Annotated in this window: 16 protein-coding genes and 2 tRNA genes; 5 read left to right on the top strand and 13 right to left on the bottom strand. The window is 69.1% G+C overall.

The features are described 5' to 3' along the window. Positions 1 to 24: 24 nt before the first annotated feature. Positions 25 to 837, bottom strand: a complete 813-nt coding sequence (locus ACWDA7_RS03300; protein WP_450602521.1) for a DUF881 domain-containing protein — start codon at positions 835 to 837, stop codon at positions 25 to 27. Positions 838 to 979: 142 nt separating this feature from the next. Between ACWDA7_RS03300 and crgA the strand changes: the two genes are divergently transcribed. After that, positions 980 to 1,234 carry a cell division protein CrgA gene (crgA, locus tag ACWDA7_RS03305; RefSeq protein WP_450602522.1) on the top strand — a complete coding sequence of 85 codons (255 nt, stop codon included), beginning with the start codon at positions 980 to 982 and terminating at the stop codon, positions 1,232 to 1,234. Between the two features lie 302 nt (positions 1,235 to 1,536). On the opposite strand, the gene ACWDA7_RS03310 is transcribed toward crgA, so the two are convergent. Both ACWDA7_RS03310 and ACWDA7_RS03315 read right to left on the bottom strand, forming a co-directional pair. Further along, the gene (locus ACWDA7_RS03310) at positions 1,537 to 2,451 is read right to left on the bottom strand and encodes a rhomboid family intramembrane serine protease (protein WP_450602523.1); all 915 of its coding nucleotides are present in this window, start codon (positions 2,449 to 2,451) and stop codon (positions 1,537 to 1,539) included. A 96-nt stretch (positions 2,452 to 2,547) separates the two neighbouring features. Further along, positions 2,548 to 3,081 carry a peptidylprolyl isomerase gene (locus ACWDA7_RS03315; RefSeq protein ID WP_359390448.1) on the bottom strand — a complete coding sequence of 178 codons (534 nt, stop codon included), beginning with the start codon at positions 3,079 to 3,081 and terminating at the stop codon, positions 2,548 to 2,550. A gap of 449 nt (positions 3,082 to 3,530) precedes the next feature. Here ACWDA7_RS03315 and ACWDA7_RS03320 point away from each other — a divergent pair, with 449 nt between their 5' ends. Continuing rightward, entirely contained in the window at positions 3,531 to 4,241 is a 711-nt protein-coding gene (locus ACWDA7_RS03320; RefSeq protein ID WP_450602524.1) for a DUF5324 family protein, read from the top strand. Positions 4,242 to 4,359: 118 nt separating this feature from the next. Here the strand turns inward: ACWDA7_RS03320 and ACWDA7_RS03325 are convergent, their stop codons facing one another. Together ACWDA7_RS03325 and ACWDA7_RS03330 are read right to left on the bottom strand one after the other, a co-directional pair. Next, complete coding sequence (locus tag ACWDA7_RS03325; protein WP_450602525.1) at positions 4,360 to 4,575, bottom strand: acyl-CoA carboxylase subunit epsilon; 216 nt, start codon at positions 4,573 to 4,575, stop codon at positions 4,360 to 4,362. Between the two features lie 880 nt (positions 4,576 to 5,455). Next, a tRNA-Ala gene (locus ACWDA7_RS03330) sits at positions 5,456 to 5,528 on the bottom strand. Positions 5,529 to 5,709: 181 nt separating this feature from the next. On the opposite strand from ACWDA7_RS03330, the gene ACWDA7_RS03335 reads away from it, so the two are divergent. Then, the gene (locus tag ACWDA7_RS03335) at positions 5,710 to 6,258 is read left to right on the top strand and encodes a helix-turn-helix domain-containing protein (RefSeq protein WP_359390457.1); all 549 of its coding nucleotides are present in this window, start codon (positions 5,710 to 5,712) and stop codon (positions 6,256 to 6,258) included. 84 nt (positions 6,259 to 6,342) lie between these two features. Further along, positions 6,343 to 8,070, top strand: coding sequence for a protein kinase domain-containing protein (locus tag ACWDA7_RS03340; protein WP_450602526.1), 1,728 nt, complete (start codon positions 6,343 to 6,345; stop codon positions 8,068 to 8,070). Positions 8,071 to 8,077: 7 nt separating this feature from the next. Here ACWDA7_RS03340 and ACWDA7_RS03345 read toward each other — a convergent pair whose 3' ends face one another. Both ACWDA7_RS03345 and ACWDA7_RS03350 read right to left on the bottom strand, forming a co-directional pair. Beyond that, on the bottom strand, positions 8,078 to 9,562 hold the full coding sequence (locus tag ACWDA7_RS03345) for a hypothetical protein (protein WP_450602527.1): 1,485 nt from the start codon (positions 9,560 to 9,562) through the stop codon (positions 8,078 to 8,080). A gap of 189 nt (positions 9,563 to 9,751) precedes the next feature. Then, positions 9,752 to 9,880, bottom strand: a complete 129-nt coding sequence (locus tag ACWDA7_RS03350; protein ID WP_003999697.1) for a DLW-39 family protein — start codon at positions 9,878 to 9,880, stop codon at positions 9,752 to 9,754. 336 nt (positions 9,881 to 10,216) lie between these two features. Here ACWDA7_RS03350 and ACWDA7_RS03355 point away from each other — a divergent pair, with 336 nt between their 5' ends. Next, positions 10,217 to 10,609 (top strand): DUF6344 domain-containing protein, encoded by a 393-nt coding sequence (locus ACWDA7_RS03355; protein WP_450602528.1) that lies wholly within the window; start codon positions 10,217 to 10,219, stop codon positions 10,607 to 10,609. 662 nt (positions 10,610 to 11,271) lie between these two features. Here ACWDA7_RS03355 and ACWDA7_RS03360 read toward each other — a convergent pair. From ACWDA7_RS03360 to gyrA, 6 genes are all read right to left on the bottom strand, one after another. Continuing rightward, entirely contained in the window at positions 11,272 to 11,505 is a 234-nt protein-coding gene (locus ACWDA7_RS03360; protein WP_450602529.1) for a hypothetical protein, read from the bottom strand. After that, a complete protein-coding gene (locus ACWDA7_RS03365; protein ID WP_450602530.1) occupies positions 11,502 to 12,179 on the bottom strand; it encodes a hypothetical protein in 678 nt (225 codons plus the stop codon). Before ACWDA7_RS03365 ends, ACWDA7_RS03360 begins: the two co-directional genes overlap by 4 nt. A gap of 575 nt (positions 12,180 to 12,754) precedes the next feature. Then, complete coding sequence (locus ACWDA7_RS03370) at positions 12,755 to 13,108, bottom strand: VOC family protein (RefSeq protein WP_031224050.1); 354 nt, start codon at positions 13,106 to 13,108, stop codon at positions 12,755 to 12,757. Between the two features lie 338 nt (positions 13,109 to 13,446). Next, positions 13,447 to 13,523 (bottom strand) — tRNA-Ile (locus ACWDA7_RS03375). Between the two features lie 303 nt (positions 13,524 to 13,826). Then, on the bottom strand, positions 13,827 to 14,561 hold the full coding sequence (locus ACWDA7_RS03380) for a DUF3566 domain-containing protein (protein WP_450602531.1): 735 nt from the start codon (positions 14,559 to 14,561) through the stop codon (positions 13,827 to 13,829). An 18-nt stretch (positions 14,562 to 14,579) separates the two neighbouring features. Further along, the gene (gyrA, locus tag ACWDA7_RS03385; RefSeq protein WP_359390479.1) at positions 14,580 to 17,174 is read right to left on the bottom strand and encodes a DNA gyrase subunit A; all 2,595 of its coding nucleotides are present in this window, start codon (positions 17,172 to 17,174) and stop codon (positions 14,580 to 14,582) included. Between the last annotated feature and the right edge of the window lie 7 nt (positions 17,175 to 17,181).

A 17,181-nucleotide genomic window follows, 5' to 3' on the forward strand; every position in this document is an offset into this window, starting at 1 on the left:
CCCAGCGGCAGCTGTTCCCGGGCTCTACTCCACGGGCTTCGCGTAGTGCAGATCCACTGTGCCCGAGTAGCCGGGGAGAGTCACCGGCCCGTCCTCGGTGACTTTCCAGCCGAGGCCGTAGACGTTGACGTACACCATGTAGTTCTGGATCGCGGGCGAGGCGGCGACCGCCTTCTGCAGCTTGTCCGGGTCCCCGACGGCGGTGATCTTGTACGGAGGCGAGTAGACCCGGCCCTGGAGGATCAGGGTGTTGCCCACGCACCGCACGGCGCTGGTGGAGATCAGCCGCTGGTCCATGACCTTGATGCCCTGTGCGCCGCCCTGCCACAGGGCGTTCACCACGGCCTGGAGGTCCTGCTGGTGGATGACCAGGTAGTCGGGCTGCGGCTCGGGGTAGCCGGGGAGCTTGGCCGTGGCGTTCGGCGGGGCGTCGTTGAGGGTGACCGTGACGGCCCTGCCGGTGAGCTTCTCGGTGCCCGCGTTCTTCTCCAGCGCCGCGAGCCGGGCCTCCTCGGCCTTGCTGGTGCTGCCGCCCGTGCGCTTGGCCAGGGTGTCCACGTCGTCCCGCAGTGTGGCGTTGGACTCATCGAGCAGGGCGTTCTTGTGGCTGCGGTCGTGGATGAGGTCGGACAGCTTCAGCAGCGAGGAGTCCGTGCGGATGTTGGTGCCCCTGGCCGTGTTGAAGCTGGTGAAGAAGAGCAGGCCGGCGAGCGCGAAGACGCCCACGGTCAGGACGCGCACGGGCCTCAGTCGGCGTGTGCGCGGGGAGGCGGACCCCGTGGACCCCGTTTCCGGGGAGTCGGAACCCGGCTGGGCGGAGTCGGCAGTATTGCTCAACGTACCCTTATCTCCTTCGGCGCCGCGGAAGCACTACGCTAACGGACGCCCGGGGGAGCGCTCAGTGTCCCCTTGTACGCTGCCCCGGAGCCCGCCCCAGTTCCCTGCGCGGCCACGCAGCGCATCGACAGGAGAGACCCTCGTGCCGAAGTCACGTATCCGCAAGAAGGCCGACTACACGCCGCCGCCATCCAAGCAAGCCACGGCTATCAAGCTGAACAGCCGTGGCTGGGTGGCGCCGGTCATGCTGGCCATGTTCCTCATCGGTCTCGCCTGGATCGTCGTTTTCTACGTGACCGACGGCTCACTGCCGATCCACGCCCTCCGCAACTGGAACATCGTGGTGGGCTTCGGATTCATCGCGGCGGGGTTCGGCGTCTCCACGCAGTGGAAGTAGCGGCTCACGCCCGCTCGCGGCCGGCTCTGCCCATGGCTGTGCGCTGAGTTATCCACAGCCTTGTCCACAGAGTCCGCGACCAGTGGAAAAAGAACGACCATCTGTGGATAACCGTTCGGGCGTTGACACCGGTATGACGGAATCACCAGCTCCCGCAAAACTGTTCGCCCCCTGTCCGACCTGGGAAAACTCCGGTCAGTGACAGGGGGCGCGGTCGTTCCCCACCAGGTGCACAAGATCCGCCACAGACTGTGGACAACACTGGGTACAACCTCGGGCTACGGCCCGTGCACATCGGCTGTTCAGGTGAGCTGGGCAGTCCTGAGGACCGTCATGAGGACCACGGCGGCCAGCACCAGCGCGCACACCCCGTACTGCACGAGGGCCCTCCTCTGACGCGGGGCGTGGACCATGGCGTAGCCGACCACCACACCGCCGACGAGTCCCCCGATGTGGGCCTGCCATGCAATATTGCTCCACCCGAACGTGAAGATCAGGTTGATCACCAGGAGCGCGATCACGGGCCGCATGTCGTAGCGGAGCCGGCGCATCAGCACGGCCGTGGCGCCGAAGAGCCCGAAGATCGCGCCGGAGGCACCGAGCGAGGGCTGGTTCGGGGCGGCGATCAGATAGGTGAGCGCACTGCCGGCCAGCCCGGCGGAGAAGTAGAGCGCGAAGTAGCGGGCACGGCCGAGAGCCGCTTCCAGCGGGCCGCCGATCCACCACAGGCTGAGCATGTTGAACAGGATGTGGATAAAGTTGCCGTGCAGGAACATCGCCGTCAGGAGGCGGTACCACTGGCCCTGCGCGATGCCCTCGACCGAGCCGAGCAGCGGGACGTAGGCCTGGCCGAGGAGCTCGAACCGGTCCGTGAAGCGGTCGCCCACCGACAGCTGCACCAGGAAGACCGCCAGATTGATCCCGATCAGGAGCTTGGTGAGCAGCCGGGGGTCGGCGGTGACGGTTCCGCCCGCGAGCGTGCGGGGCGCCGAGGCGGCAGGGGCGTGCCCCGTGCCGGAGCCGCTGCGCACGCAGTCCGGGCACTGAAAGCCGACCGAGGCGTTGACCATGCACTCCGGGCAGATCGGGCGCTCACAGCGGGTACAGCGGATACCCGTCTCACGGTCCGGGTGCCGGTAGCAGACCGGCAGTTCCCGTGCTCCGTGCGGCCCCTGGTGCGGCGGGCCCTGCGGTGGGCTGCCTGGCGCCTGGTCCATGGGTCCCTCACTCTCCGCGTACGACGGGGTGCCCCGCCCTTCCTTCTACGGACGGGCGGGGCGTTTTTGTTCCCTCGTGCGGTGTGCCCCTCGGGCTCAGCCCTCGCGGGACTCGACGACGACCGACTCGATGACGACGTCGTTGACCGGGCGGTCCGTGCGCGGGTTGGTCTGAGTGGTGGCGATGGAGTCCACGACCTTCTGGCTGGCCGCGTCGGTGACCTCGCCGAAGATGGTGTGCTTCCGGGTCAGCCAAGCCGTCGGCGAGACGGTGATGAAGAACTGCGAGCCGTTGGTGCCCGGGCCGGCGTTGGCCATGGCCAGCAGGTACGGCTTGTCGAACGCGAGGTCCGGGTGGAACTCGTCCTCGAACTGGTACCCGGGGCCGCCGGTGCCGTTGCCCAGCGGGTCGCCGCCCTGGATCATGAAACCGCTGATCACCCGGTGGAAGACCGTGCCGTCGTAGAGCTTCTTGGCGGACTTCTCGCCGGTGGCGGGGTGGGTCCACTCACGCTCGCCCTTGGCGAGCTCGACGAAGTTCCGGACCGTCTTGGGCGCGTGGTTCGGCAGAAGCCGGACCTGGATGTCGCCGTGGTTGGTCTTCAGGGTGGCGTAAAGCTGCTCAGCCACGATCTGCCTTCCGTTGTCCTCTGTGACTCCCTGATCCTCGCACGGTATCGCCCCGCGTCGCCCGGCCCCACCTCTGTGTGGACATCCGCGCGTCGCTCCACCGTCATCTGGGGGTGCCGGAGCGGTCGCGGGCGGCTCGGGGGCCCCGGCCCGTGCTCCGGGTGCTTGGAAAACAAGCCGAGTCGTCCCGTCGCGGGGGCGCAGAGCGGCGATCCGTGGCATTGTCGTCGTCAAGCTCCTGTTGCCCGTATTCATCCGCTATTGCATGTGATCGGCCGATGCGCATGATCATTCCCCTCGTCACCGACCCCGGACGCGGACCGGGGCCGTCCGCTATGAGTCCCATGACCCGGATGCCCCTGCTCGCATGCCCGGCGGCTCTTCGAGAGGCATGATCCGTAAAAGGCTGGAAAGTCGAATTACCGTACGCCACCGAGGAGGAGGAACCCGTGACCCGCATCGACAGCGTGCGCGCCGCGACCGGTTCGGCGAAGGACAGCGTGCTGCATGCCGCGGAAGTGGTGGCGCCCTACGCCGACACGGCCAAGGACAAGGCCGCGCACTACGCACACGAGGCGCGCGTCCGACTCGCGCCGAAGGTGTCGCAGGCGGCCGGACAGGCCCGCGTCCAGTACGACGCCTATCTTGCCCCGCGCCTGGAACAAGCCCTGGAACAGGCCCGCACCCATGTGCCGCCCAAGGTCGACCAGGCCGCACAGGATGCCGCGGCCTACACCCGCAAGGCTGCTCGGCAGGCCGCCGACTACTCCCGTCCCCGGCTCGAGCAGGCGGTCGCCGCGGCAGGCCCGGCACGGGACGAGGCAGCGGCCCGCAGTGTTGCGGCGCTGGCCGCGCTGCGCGGTCAGATCTCACCGCGGCAGATCCAGAAGCTGGTGCGCAAGCAGCAGCGGCGGGCGAAGGCCGGCCGCATCGCCAAGGGTCTGGCGGTGCTGGGCGTACTGGCCGGCGGCGCCTTCGCCGCCTGGAAGTGGTGGGACAGGCAGGCGAACCCCGACTGGCTCGTCGAGCCGCCCGCCGCGACCGAGGTCCCGCAGAGCGACCGTCTGACATCGGTGGACGGCAGCGGACCGAGCGTGCTGGACCCCGAGGTGGAGGCGAAGCAGGCCGAGGAGGACTCGGACAACGACGACCGACGCTGACACCGCCTGTCCAACCAGGCGGCAACAGCACCGTGGGGCAGGAGACTTGAGGGTCTCCTGCCCCACGGTGGCGTTTCACGTGAAACGCCACCGTGGGGGCCTCGGCTTCGTGGCGGCCTCAACTCCGCCAACTATGGGGTGCCGAGAATCCATGGGAGCGCTCCGGGCGGCGCCAGCCGGCTTTGCTCCGGCCCCTGTGGGCCGGAGCCCACGTGGACGACCGGGCCGCGGCACGAGCCAGCAGGACGGCCGTGATGGCGGCCACTTCCTCGGGCTCGGCATGGCCCTTCTCTATACGGAGGACGTCGAGGAGGTCTTCGGAGGCAGAGGTCATGGATCGTCCCATCCAGTGGTGGTCCCCGTGGGGGGTGGTCTCCGCAGGATGTGGATCGCGGCTTGCTGCGGTGCTGGTCGTGCAGTAGGCGTTCGGCAGCTTCGCGCCGCGGCGCATGACCCCCGCCATGCCCCTGGTCGGCGCCGGGCGGGAACCCCGGAAGGATCCGGAAGACTTTCCTACGGAATGCTAAAAAGCGTTACATACTCGGACAAAGCACGCAGCTTTTCCGACGCCCGATGCTTGCCCCACGGAACCGATCCGAGCACGTCACGGCACCACTGCCCGGCGCCCCGCCGACCCTGGTGGATGCGGCCCTCGGCGCTACCGCGCTGGTCAGCCGCGCCGCCTAGGAACTGCCGCCGGCGTTCGTCGCCAACGGATCCGCGGATGACCTGATGGTCCGCCAAATGGGTCTGTCGGTCCTCCGAGCCGGGGCGCGGCAGGACCAGCACCAGCACTCAGGGGTGTAGGGACCGGGGGCGCGGGGCGCCGGGCACCGAGTGCGGGGCGCCGGTCGCCGGTCGCCGGTCGCCGAACATCGGAACGAAGCGTGGAGTCGCCGTCGGAGCGTTTACGCCTTCCCCGTTCCATGACGTTTGCAACGCACCATCTGTGCAAGTTCCGTGGAGACTCCCCTCACCGAGCGCACCCCTCCACTCAGCCACGTTTGGGCATCACGCCGGGATGAGTCGGTCCATATCACCTCATGCTGCCAAGCAGCCCGAGTCGCCACCCGGGCAGAAGCCACTGAACCCGTGCCCCTTGCAGGTGTTTGCGCAAAGAAATGCAATGAGTGCAAATCCGCAGGTGTGGCGCGACTCACCCTCACAACAGAACCGGCCAGCCGCCGCGAGGGGCGTCTGGCCGGTCCGAGGTGTGGAGCCTAGGGGAGTCGAACCCCTGACATCTGCCATGCAAAGACAGCGCTCTACCAACTGAGCTAAGGCCCCGGAGGAGGCGCGTCCGACCAGTACAAACTGACACCGGCGGGCGCTGCGGACCAGCGTACCGGGTCACCCCCCGTATCTCACAAAAAGATGGGGCTCCCCGTGGACAACCACTCTCCGTAAGATGCTCGTCGTGGTTCGCGACAGCGAACCACGGTACTTGGGGAAGCGATGGGGAGACGCAATGGACGCCGCACAGCAGGAAGCCACCGCAAGAGCGCGGGAGCTGCAGCGGAACTGGTACGGAGAGCCGCTGGGGGCGCTCTTCCGTAAGCTCATCGACGATCTCGGGCTCAACCAGGCGCGTCTCGCCGGCGTGCTGGGGCTGTCCGCGCCGATGCTGTCACAGCTGATGAGCGGTCAGCGCGCCAAGATCGGAAATCCCGCGGTGGTCCAGCGGGTGCAGCTGCTTCGGGACCTGGCGGGGCAGGTCGCCGACGGCACCGTGAGCGCCGCCGAGGCGACCGAGCGGATGGACGAGATCAAGAAGTCGCAGGGGGGTTCCGTGCTCAACAACACGACACAGACGACGAACAGTTCGGGCGTGCCCACGGTCAAGCGCGTGGTCCGCGAGATCCAGTCGCTGCTGCGCTCGGTGGCGGCGGCCGGGGACATCATCGAGGCCGCGGAGACCCTCGCACCGACCCACCCGGAACTGGCAGAGTTCCTCCGGGTGTACGGCGCCGGCCGCACCTCCGACGCGGTCGCGCACTACCAGTCCCACCAGAACTGAGCGACACCTGCACTGCCGGGGACTCTCGCGCCGGGGGGCGCGGGAGTCCTGACCACTGTCCGGAAGGGGGCACGACGCACGACCATGGGTGAGGTCTTCGCCGGACGGTACGAGCTGGTCGATCCCATCGGACGCGGGGGAGTCGGTGCGGTCTGGCGCGCCTGGGACCAGCGCCGGCGCCGCTATGTGGCCGCCAAGGTCCTGCAGCAGAGCGACGCCCATGCGCTGCTGCGGTTCGTGCGCGAGCAGGCGCTGCGTATCGACCATCCCCATGTGCTCGCTCCCGCCAGCTGGGCCGCGGACGACGACAAGGTCCTGTTCACCATGGATCTCGTCGCCGGAGGCTCGCTGGTCCACCTCGTCGGGGACTACGGCCCGCTGCCCCCGGCCCTTGTCTGCACCCTGCTGGACCAGTTGCTGTCCGGACTCGCCGCCGTGCACGCGGAGAAAGTGGTGCACCGGGACGTCAAGCCCGCCAACGTACTTCTCGAAGCCACCGGCACCGCCCGGCCCCGGCTGCGGCTTTCCGACTTCGGCATCGCCATGCGCCTGGGGGAGCCGCGGCTGACGGAGACCGACTATGTGGTGGGTACGCCCGGCTATCTCGCACCCGAGCAGATGATGGGCGCCGACCCGGACTTCACGGCCGACCTGTTCGGCGTCGGTCTGGTAGCGCTGTATCTGCTGGAAGGCGCCAAGCCGGACACCAGGGCGCTGATCGAGCACTTCATGGCACACGGCACACCGGGAGCGCCCCGCGGTGTCCCCGCGCCCTTGTGGGAGGTCGTGGCGACGCTGTTGCAGCCGGACCCTGCCGCCCGGTTCCGTACCGCCACGGGAGCACGCAAGGCCCTGGCCGCCGCCGCGGAGCTGCTGCCCGAACCCGGACCGGGCGACGAGCAGGTCGAGATCTTCGACCAACTCGGTCCGCTGCCGAAGGGATTCGGGCCTGAGGGACCGCAGCCGGAGGAGAGCGGATCCGCCGGGGTGAACGGCTCCGCCACGTCCCGGCCGCCCACAGCCCCCGCGACGGGCAGCGGCCCCGCGCGGCTCATGTCCGGCGCGATACCGCCGCGGCCGACCGCCGCGCCCAGCGCTTCCGGCACCGGTAGGTCCGCCGCCGCATCGGCAGGGTTCGGTACGTCCACGGCCGGAGGCCCCCGCACCGGCCCGTCCACGCCGCCACCTCCCGGCACCGGCACGTCGTCATCCGTCGCTCCCCACAACGGCCTGCCCACAGCCGACGGCACCAGCAGCGCCGCGACCGCACAACCCGGCACCAGTACGTCCGCACCGGCTGCGCCTGCCGGCACCCCCGCACCGTCGGCGGCTCCCGGGACCCCTTCCTCCGCCGTACAGCCCGGTTCGCCCGAATCCCCCGCCGTGCCCCCCGAGGCCGCACACCTGGCCGTACCGCCCCGCCCCACGGTCGATCCGACGCCGTCCCAGCGGCCCCCGACGATGTCGGACACCGGGAGCTTCCATCTACCGCCTCCGCTGCCGCGAGAGGCGCTCCGGACGGTGCCGCGCCCACCCGAGCAGCCGCCGGTGCCTCCCGCGGCGGCCCACGCATCGCACCCCGAGCCCACACATGTGCCCTCCGGCCCTTCCGCGGCCCCGGTGCTGCGCCGGCCCGCCTACGCGTATGCCGTCCAGTCCCCGCACGCCGCCACGCGGCCGCAGGAGATCGCACGTCACGGCGGAAAACCGGCTGCCCGGCGCCCGGGCCCACCGGCGAAGGTCGCCGTACCGGTTCTGTTGCTCGCGCTCGTCTGCTTCGCGGTGGGGTTCTGGGCCCTGACGCACATCTGAGCGTCGGTCACCCGGCCCACCGGCCGCGCGCCCGCCACCGGGCGACCACCGTCCACAGCGCGAGCCACAGGACCAGGGCGCTGCCGGTGCCGATCCCGCCCATGGCCACCAGCCTCATCGTCCCGGAGCTCTCGTCCTTTCCACCGTCCCCGGCGCCGTTCCGGCCCGGTCCGCCGGAGCCTGCCGCCGCACCCCCTTTGGGTTCACCGGATTCCGCGGAGCCGCCCGGCCCGCCGGAACCGGTGGCATCGCCGCCCGAACCGGCCCCCTCGGACACCCCCGCCGCAGCTTCCTCCCGGTCCGCCGCCGTCACCGTGAACACATCGGGGGGTGCGGACGTCCCTGCGTACGCCGGCCCGGACTTCGGCGCCCCGCTCACCCGCACGCGCAGTGTCAGCCCGAACGGGCCGTCCCCGAACCTGTCCGTCACGGACGCCGCGAGGTGCACGGCGAGGTAGTACCAGCCCGCGAACCGCATCGCGCCCGTATGGTCGCCGACGGCGCGGCGGTTGGCATAGTCGACGGGCGCAGACGGGTCGAGCGCGGCCGAGGTCTGGGCGCCGCTGTAACCGGCGTCGGCGTCGTCGACATGGGCCCGCACGGGGTTGTACAGGGACATGGCGAGCGCGGTGCCGACATAGCCGTCGCCCCCGGTGGAGCTGCCCAGCTCGGCAGTGGCGGAGAGCTGCTGCCCCCAGTCGACGGGCACCTTGTAGAAGAGGGTCTGCCCGGGCTGGATCGCGTCCTGCCAGACCCCCTGGCCCACGGCGCTCGCGTCGGCGAATCCGGCCCCGCCCGCACGCCGCGTGGCGTCCCCGAGGACGGCCTCGGGCGGCGCGGAGTTCCAGCCTCCGGGCGGGGTCGTCGCACCGGGCTGCCGCGGGGCGGGCTCGGAGACGTAGTCGAGCTCCAGGTCCCAGTCACCGGACGAGGGCGCGGTCGGGGTCAGACCACGCCGTTCGATCACGACGTAGTAGACGCCCGATCTCCCGCATCCGTACGTACCGGGACCGGTCTCGCGCGAGGCCGAGGCGGTGATCGGGTGCGGGCTCTGGGTGGGGCCGAAGTGCGCGGTCCCGGTGGAGCAGGTGGTGCCGTCGGCGTCCTGGACGGACAGCTTGAGACCGTCGGAGGAGGAGACCTGTGCTCCCGTCCCGGGGATCGCCGTCGCGGAGACATAGGCGTCGGCCGCGGAGTCGAGTTCCAGGCGGTAGTAGCGCTTGCCGGCGGCGGGCAGGGTGCTCCTGTACGTCTGCCCGGGATCCAGCCGTAGCGCGTCCGTGGTGCCGTCGGCGCCCTCGACCGTCCGGGCGTCACGGGCGAAGGCGTACGGGGTCCTGGTTCCGTCCGCGGTCGCGGAGGCCGGAGCGGAATGCACCGAAAGCGCCGGCGTCGTCAGCGCGAGCGCCGTGGCGCACAGGGTCACCGCCGCCCGCGCCGGTGGCCGCCCGTACGCGAGCGCCCCGCATACCGCACCCGTGCGCCACCCCATCACGCGCCCCCTCGCCGTAGCCGCCCGAACCGCCGCCCATCCTGCCCCGTGGGCCACGGCGGCACCCGTCCCTTGCGCAGGACCGGCCGAAACGATCCGCTCGCGATCCGGCGCCTCACCTCTTCACAACACAAAGCCCCGACCGCTCCGGCGGTCGGGGCCTGCTCCGAATCTGTTGTCTGTCGGACCTCACGAACCCGTGGGCACGGAGTCAGTCGCCTCCGTCCACAGATCCTGCTCGGCGCGATCCGCCTGGATCTGGCGGTACACGAGGAGCCCGCCGATGGCGGCCAGTGCGACCAGGAGAAGCTTCTTCACCGCGCGACCTCGTCTTTCCTTGACGTAGGGGACCTCTGGCGCCCGACTATACACACCGACCGATATCGGTCGGCGACCTGAGTCGCTCCTCAACTCGGGCCCGGGGTACCGCAGTACGGCGTGCCCACCCGTTCCCTGCCTCCACGTGACCATATGTCGCAGACCGCGACCTTCACTGCCGTCCCCGCCTTTCCCGAACTTTACGGACGTCTTGCGCCCATCCGGGTGGTGTTCATCCGAAGAACGACGCGCCACGGCTGTCGGTCCACCACTTCGCGACCTCCTTACACATCATGAGGAAAGTACGCAAATCGCCCGACCCGAAAGTGAGGGGACATGACCGGGAACAAGGTCATGAAGCTGTGGACCGCCATCGTCACCGCCTTCCTGGCACTGTGCACCGCGCTCGGACTGACCACCAGGACCGCCGCCGCGGCGGTACCCCAGGCCCACCCGGAGCGCAACAGCAACGGCGACTGCGACAGCGCCGGCACCAGCGCCGACGAGATGCTGCCAAGACAGTCCACCGCCGGCTGGTCCCACAAACGGTCACTACCCCCCACGATGAAGCAACGCATCAGGGCCGAGGCCCACGGCTCCTCCCCGTCCTGCCGACACCGCCCGCTCACGGACGCCAGCCCGGCCATCCCCCTCGCCCGCTCGGCCCTGGAGTCCCGCTTCGACCCCCTCGTGGCCTCCGCCGAGCTTCCCGCGCACCTCGCGCACTGACCCTCTCCCCGCCGCACCACCACCGCCCACGACGCATCGTGGGCCCACAGGCGAATTGCGTACGCCTCAGGCAGGCTGCCCGGCACCCGCTCCCAGGTGCCGGGCCTTGCGGCCATCTCCGGACAGCATTGACCACGACCCTCCATGCGAGAACCCGCCATGGCCGACAAGGGCGTGCCCGTGCTGTTCACGGCGGCATCGCACCTACGGCCATGGCTCATGGCCACGCGGTTACGGAGACGCGATCTTCGGCCGATGTCAGCCGTAGATGCAAGAACCCCCGATCCTGCTGGATCGGGGGTCTATTCACTGGTGGGGCCAACAGGATTTGAATCCTCCCCCAGCTGAAGCAGGGGGATTCCTGGCTCACGTTGGCTGCGGGTCAGCGACCAGCAGCTCTTACACGATCAACACCAGCCGGGTTGAAACCAGCCCGGTTTTGTACGGCAAAGCTTGGAGGTGCGCGTGCCGTCTTGGTTCTCGATCGGCACGGTGCGCGCTTGGTTCTCGCAACGCACGCACACCTTACCCGATCATGTGGGCGGTCTTTCGCCCTGGGGGCGAAACCCCCGTTTCCTGCCCTGCTCCGCAGGGGTCCCATTCCTCCCCGGCCTGAAGGCCGGGGCGTCCTCGGAGGCATTTGGTGAACCTTTGGCCGCCCGTCATCGCCTTGTCCGGCCCTGCTTGATGCTCTGCTGCTGCGCGACGGCCTTCTTCAGCTGCTCGGTGACATCACCGGTCTGTGCGGCGGGCGGGGCCTTGATCGCGGCCGTGGCGCCGAACTTCTCGAAGTCCATCGTCACCGTCACACTGCCGAACCGCTGCTTCATCCGGACCGGGAAGCCCTTGGCACCGACCCAGATGTCCATGGTGATCGAGTCACCATGGCCGGTCATCGCACCGAAGAGTTCGGGTCGCCATAGACCTTCTTGAACGTGCCCATGTGCTCCTTGTCGACCACGGCCCGGTAGTGGGTCGCACTCTGCCCGTCGACGGTCTCCTTGCCGAGGTCGTCGACATTGTTGGCGTACTTCAGGCCCTTCATCGCGAACGCGGGGCTGCCCGCGGCGGAGTTCCCCTGAAACGCCTGGGCGCCCTTGTCGCCGAACACCGCCGACGCGTCGATCTTCATCCATTCCTTGCCCTTGAGTGGGCCGGAAGGCCGCGGGCCGATGTCGTAGTAGTAGGCGCCGTCCACGAACACCGTGTGGGTCTTGGCGGCGGCGGGCCGGCCCCCGGGCGCCCGCACGGCCTTGGTGTCCATCATGACGTCGAACGCGAGGCCCTGACCCCAGGAGTACGTGCCGTCCAGGCTGATCGGGCCGGACCCCGACCTCTCGGTCGTCATCCTGACCTGGGCGGACCCCACGTTCTCGGTCCGATCGGTCGCCCGCGCCAGCGCCGCCACGGTCATGTCGGCGTTGTCGACGGCCTTGGCGGCCGTCTTCGCGCCCTCCGTGTGTCGGCGGCGGCTGTTTTCACCCGTCGCCGACACCGTGCTGCACGCGGACGTCAGCATCAGCGCCGCCACCGTCACCCCTGCCCAGGCCGCGGTGTGCCGCAGTCTCATCTGTCCCACCCCACTGCTGTGACTCTGCTGTGGACGCCGACTCTAGCGACACCTCTCCTGAGGATTTCCGGGGTAACTCACGCGGCCGGCACCGCCCGCGGCCAGCGTCTCGGCGGCCACGACACGGCACCCGGCTTTTCGCCCTCGGGCGCGGAGGACCTGGCCCGCGTAGTCCGCGGCCGCGTGGGTGTGGATCCGCCCGGAAGCCCGCCCGTCCCGCGAGGTCAGGGGTTGGGTTGCCCAATGGCTTTCAGTTGCCATCCACTGCCCCTGCACCCCTCGGCCAACGGCGGAAAGCGCTCGCGCACGCCGGTGTGGTACTTGTGGCGCTGCCCACAGTCGCATTCGTACATTCCGAGTGCGGGAACGATCTCCCCGGGGTGATAGACCTTCTCAGCCTCTTCGCCCATGGAGCCTGCCTACGCCACCCCCTGGGGTACCGCACGCCACTGGGCGGCGACCGGGTGGATCTCGCAGGCCCTCATATGCGGAAGCCCGGTAGACGCTGATGGTCTACCGGGCTTCTGACCTGGCAATGAGCCCGCCAGGCTGAACACGCGGGCTCTCAGGGGTTCTCACTGACGCCGTTGACCCAGGACACAGAACTCGTTGCCTTCGGGGTCTGCCATGACAACCCACGACTGGTCGCCCTGGCCGATGTCGACACGCTTGGCGCCATGAGCCTCGAGGCGAGCCACCTCGGCGTCCTGGTCATCGGGCCTGAAGTCGAGATGCAGCCGGCTCTTGACCTTCTTACTCTCATCAAGCCGGACGAAGTCCAACCCTGGCAGGCGATCCGGCTCCGGGCGGATCTCGAACTCCTCATCGGAGGAGTGGACCACAACCCAACCAAGAGCCTCGGCCCACCACTGCCCCAAGGCCACCGGATCCACCGAGTGAACAATTACCTGTTCCCATTCCAAGGTCATCTGCCGAGTCTAGGCGTACCGGGGCTTCGGAAACAGGCGCTTGAAACGCTTGGAGGGAGGCCACGCAGGGGCTGACCGGCGCCCCGAGCGGAGCCGGGAAGGCTGCCCGGCAGAGCGGAGCGCAGCCGAGGCCTGATCTTCTCCTTCGAGCACGGCGGCATGATCGATCCGTTGGGTTTCTCCCGAACCTTCGATCGGCTCGTCAAGCGGGCCGGCGTCCACCAGGTCACGGGAAGCGGTCGCGATGCTCACTGAGCTTCGGGAAGATCCGCACATCGGCTGATGTCAGCCGTAGATGTCAAAGACCCCCAACCACAATCGGTCGGGGGTCTTTTCGCTGGTGGGGCTAACAGGATTTGAACCTGTGGCCTCATCCTTATCAGGGATGCGCTCTAACCAACTGAGCTATAGCCCCGCCGCGCTTTGCGGTGTGTGTCCCGCGCGCTGACCCCTGAAGATTAGCGCACGAGGTGGGAAGTCCCAAAATCGATACCGGGGCCCCGCTCCGCCCGCCTCCCAGGGCCCAGCCGGGGCGGCTCGCACGGTGGCCCCGCCCGGAAACAGAAGAGCGCATCCCGTCCGGGATGCGCTCTCACCGCCGAGGCAGCCGACGTGGTGTGTCGACGGCCGGGCGCCGACAAGGACGCCCGTAGCGGTGCGGCGAACGTCCGGTAGGAAAGGCGCGCGCCGTTGACGCCGCGGGCGTTGCGGAGGGCGCCTACTCGTCTTCCGCCAGCGTCAGCTCGACACCGCCCACGAAGCCCGCGGAAACGTTGTAGATGAACGCGCCCAGTGTGGCGAGGGCGGTCGCCAGGACGACATCGATGACCGCGATGATCGTCGTGAACATCAGGACGTGCGGCAGGGACAGGAACGACTGCAGATCGAAACCGTTCGACTCGGTCGAGCCGGTGGCCTCCGAGATCGTGCCGCCGACCGTCGAGAAGACGCCCATCGCGTTCATGACCATCCACAGCACCGCCGCTGCCACGATGGTGCAGATGCCGAGCGCGATGGAGAGCAGGAAGCTGACCTTCATCACGGACCACGGATCGGCCTTCGCCACCCTCAGACGCGCCTTGCGGGTGCGCGGAGTGGTGCTCGCGCCCGTGCGCGGCCGGCGCATGGCGCCCGTCGGCGGCTGTGCCTGATAGGCGTGCGGCGGATGGTAGGGCCCCGCCTGCTGCTGGGTCCGGCGCTCCCCCGGCAGGGGAGACGCGGGCGGCGCGGTGGCCCCCGGCGCAGCGGTCGGCGGCGCTGCCGGCGCGGGCGGTGTGGCGCCGGGAGCGGCCGGGCCCGCTCCAGCCGGCTGCTGGGTCTGCGGGCCTCGGGTGTCCGTCACAGTTCCCCCCTGGGATCCATGAGACTCATGGGAGTAGGTCGATTCCGCGGCGGAGCCACGGCCGCCGTCCGTTTCCGCACCGGTCGATCCGGGGCCGGTGGCTCCGCTCACGCTGACTCACTCCTCGTGCTACTCGGCCGAGGGCGCTTCGCCCTCGTCCGTGCCGGTGATCGCGGCATCCTCGGCGATCTCGTCCACGGCCTCGCCGCCGTCGACTTCCTCCGCCTCGCGCCCCGCCTCGGCGTTACGTGCGATACCGACCACGGCATCGCGCTTGCCCAGATTGATCAGTTGGACGCCCATGGTGTCACGGCCCGTCTCCCTGACCTCGTTGACTCGCGTGCGAATCACACCGCCCGACAGCGTGATGGCGAGGATCTCGTCGGTCTCCTCGACCACCAGCGCACCGACGAGCGAGCCGCGGTCCTCAACGATCTTGGCGGCCTTGATACCGAGGCCACCGCGACCCTGGACGCGGTACTCGTCGACAGCGGTCCGCTTCGCGTACCCGCCGTCTGTGGCAGTGAACACGAACGTACCGGGTCGAACAACATTCATCGAGAGAAGCTCGTCGCCCCCACGGAAACTCATGCCCTTGACGCCCGAGGTGGCGCGGCCCATTGGGCGCAGGGACTCGTCGGTCGCCGTGAACCGGATCGACTGTGCCTTCTTGCTGATCAGAAGCAGATCGTCGTCCGGTGAAACGAGCTCGGCCCCAATCAGTTCGTCGTCGGATCCGTCCGCCGTCTCCCGGAGATTGATCGCGATGACACCGCCGGAACGCGGCGAATCGTAATCCTTCAGAGGCGTCTTCTTGACCAGACCGCCCTTGGTGGCGAGCACCAGGTAGGGCGCGGCCTCGTAGTCGCGGATGGCCAGGATCTCGGCGATCGACTCGTCCGGCTGGAAGGCCAGCAGGTTCGCGACGTGCTGACCGCGCGCGTCCCGGCCGGCGTCCGGCAGCTCATAGGCCTTCGCGCGGTAGACGCGGCCCTTGTTGGTGAAGAACAGCAGCCAGTGGTGCGTCGTGGACACGAAGAAGTGGTCGACGATGTCGTCTTCCTTCAGCTTCGTGCCGCGCACGCCCTTGCCGCCGCGCTTCTGGGCCCGGTAGTCGTCGGTCTTGGTGCGCTTGATGTAGCCGCCGCGGGTCACCGTGACGACGATGTCCTCCTCGGCGATGAGGTCCTCGATGGACATGTCGCCGTCGAAGGGCACCAGCTGGCTGCGGCGTTCGTCGCTGTACTTCTCGACGATCGCGGCGAGCTCCTCGCTGATGATGCCGCGCTGGCGGACGGGCGAGGCCAGGATCTCGTTGTACTCCTGGATCTTCGCCTGCAGCTCGTCGTGCTCCTGGACGATCTTCCGACGCTCCAGGGCCGCGAGTCGGCGCAGCTGCATCTCGAGGATGGCGTTCGCCTGGATCTCGTCGATCTCCAGGAGGCGCATCAGGCCGTCCCGCGCGATCTCGACGGTGTCGCTGCGCCGGATCAGCGCGATGACCTCGTCGATGGCGTCCAGGGCCTTCAGCAGACCGCGCAGGATGTGCGCACGCTCCTCGGCCTTGCGCAGCCGGAAGCGCGTACGGCGGACGACGACCTCGATCTGGTGCGTCACCCAGTGGCGGATGAACGCGTCCAGGGACAGGGTGCGCGGCACGCCGTCCACGAGCGCCAGCATGTTGGCGCCGAAGTTCGTCTGCAGGTCGGTGTGCTTGTAGAGGTTGTTCAGGACGACCTTGGCGACCGCGTCCCTCTTGAGGACGATGACCAGGCGCTGGCCGGTGCGCGACGACGTCTCGTCGCGGACGTCCGCGATGCCGCCGATCTTGCCGTCCTTCACCAGGTCGGCGATCTTCTGCGCAAGGTTGTCGGGGTTGACCTGGTACGGCAGCTCGGTGACCACCAGGCACTGGCGGTTCTGGATCTCCTCGACCTCGACGACCGCGCGCATGGTGATCGAGCCGCGGCCGGTGCGGTACGCCTCCTCGATGCCCTTGCGGCCCACCACGAGGGCACCCGTCGGGAAGTCGGGGCCCTTGATGCGCTCGACGAGGGCGTCGAGCAGCTCCTCGTGCGAGGCCTCCGGGTTCTCCAGGTACCACTGGGCGCCGGCCGCGACCTCGCGGAGGTTGTGCGGCGGGATGTTGGTCGCCATGCCGACCGCGATACCGGCCGAGCCGTTGATCAGCAGGTTCGGGAAACGGGACGGCAGGACCGTCGGCTCCTGGGAGCGGCCGTCGTAGTTGTCCGTGAAGTCGACGGTCTCCTCGTCGATGTCCCGGACCATCTCCATGGACAGCGGCGCCATCTTGCACTCGGTGTAGCGCATGGCGGCCGCGGGGTCGTTGCCCGGGGAGCCGAAGTTGCCGTTGGAATCCACCAGCGGCATCCGCATCGACCACGGCTGCGCAAGACGCACCAGAGCGTCGTAGATGGAGGAGTCGCCGTGCGGGTGGTAGTTGCCCATCACGTCGCCGACGACGCGGGCGCACTTGTAGAAGCCGCGCTCGGGCCGGTACCCGCCGTCGTACATCGCGTACAGGACGCGGCGGTGCACGGGCTTCAGACCGTCCCGCACGTCGGGCAGCGCACGCGAGACGATGACGGACATCGCGTAGTCGAGGTACGAGCGCTGCATCTCCGTCTCGAGCCCGACGGGCTCGATGCGCACAGTGGTGTCGCCGGCCTCTTCAGGCGTCACGGGAGTGTTCTCGTCGGCCATTGCTGGT

The sequence above is a fragment of the Streptomyces sp. NPDC001156 genome (assembly GCF_053598275.1).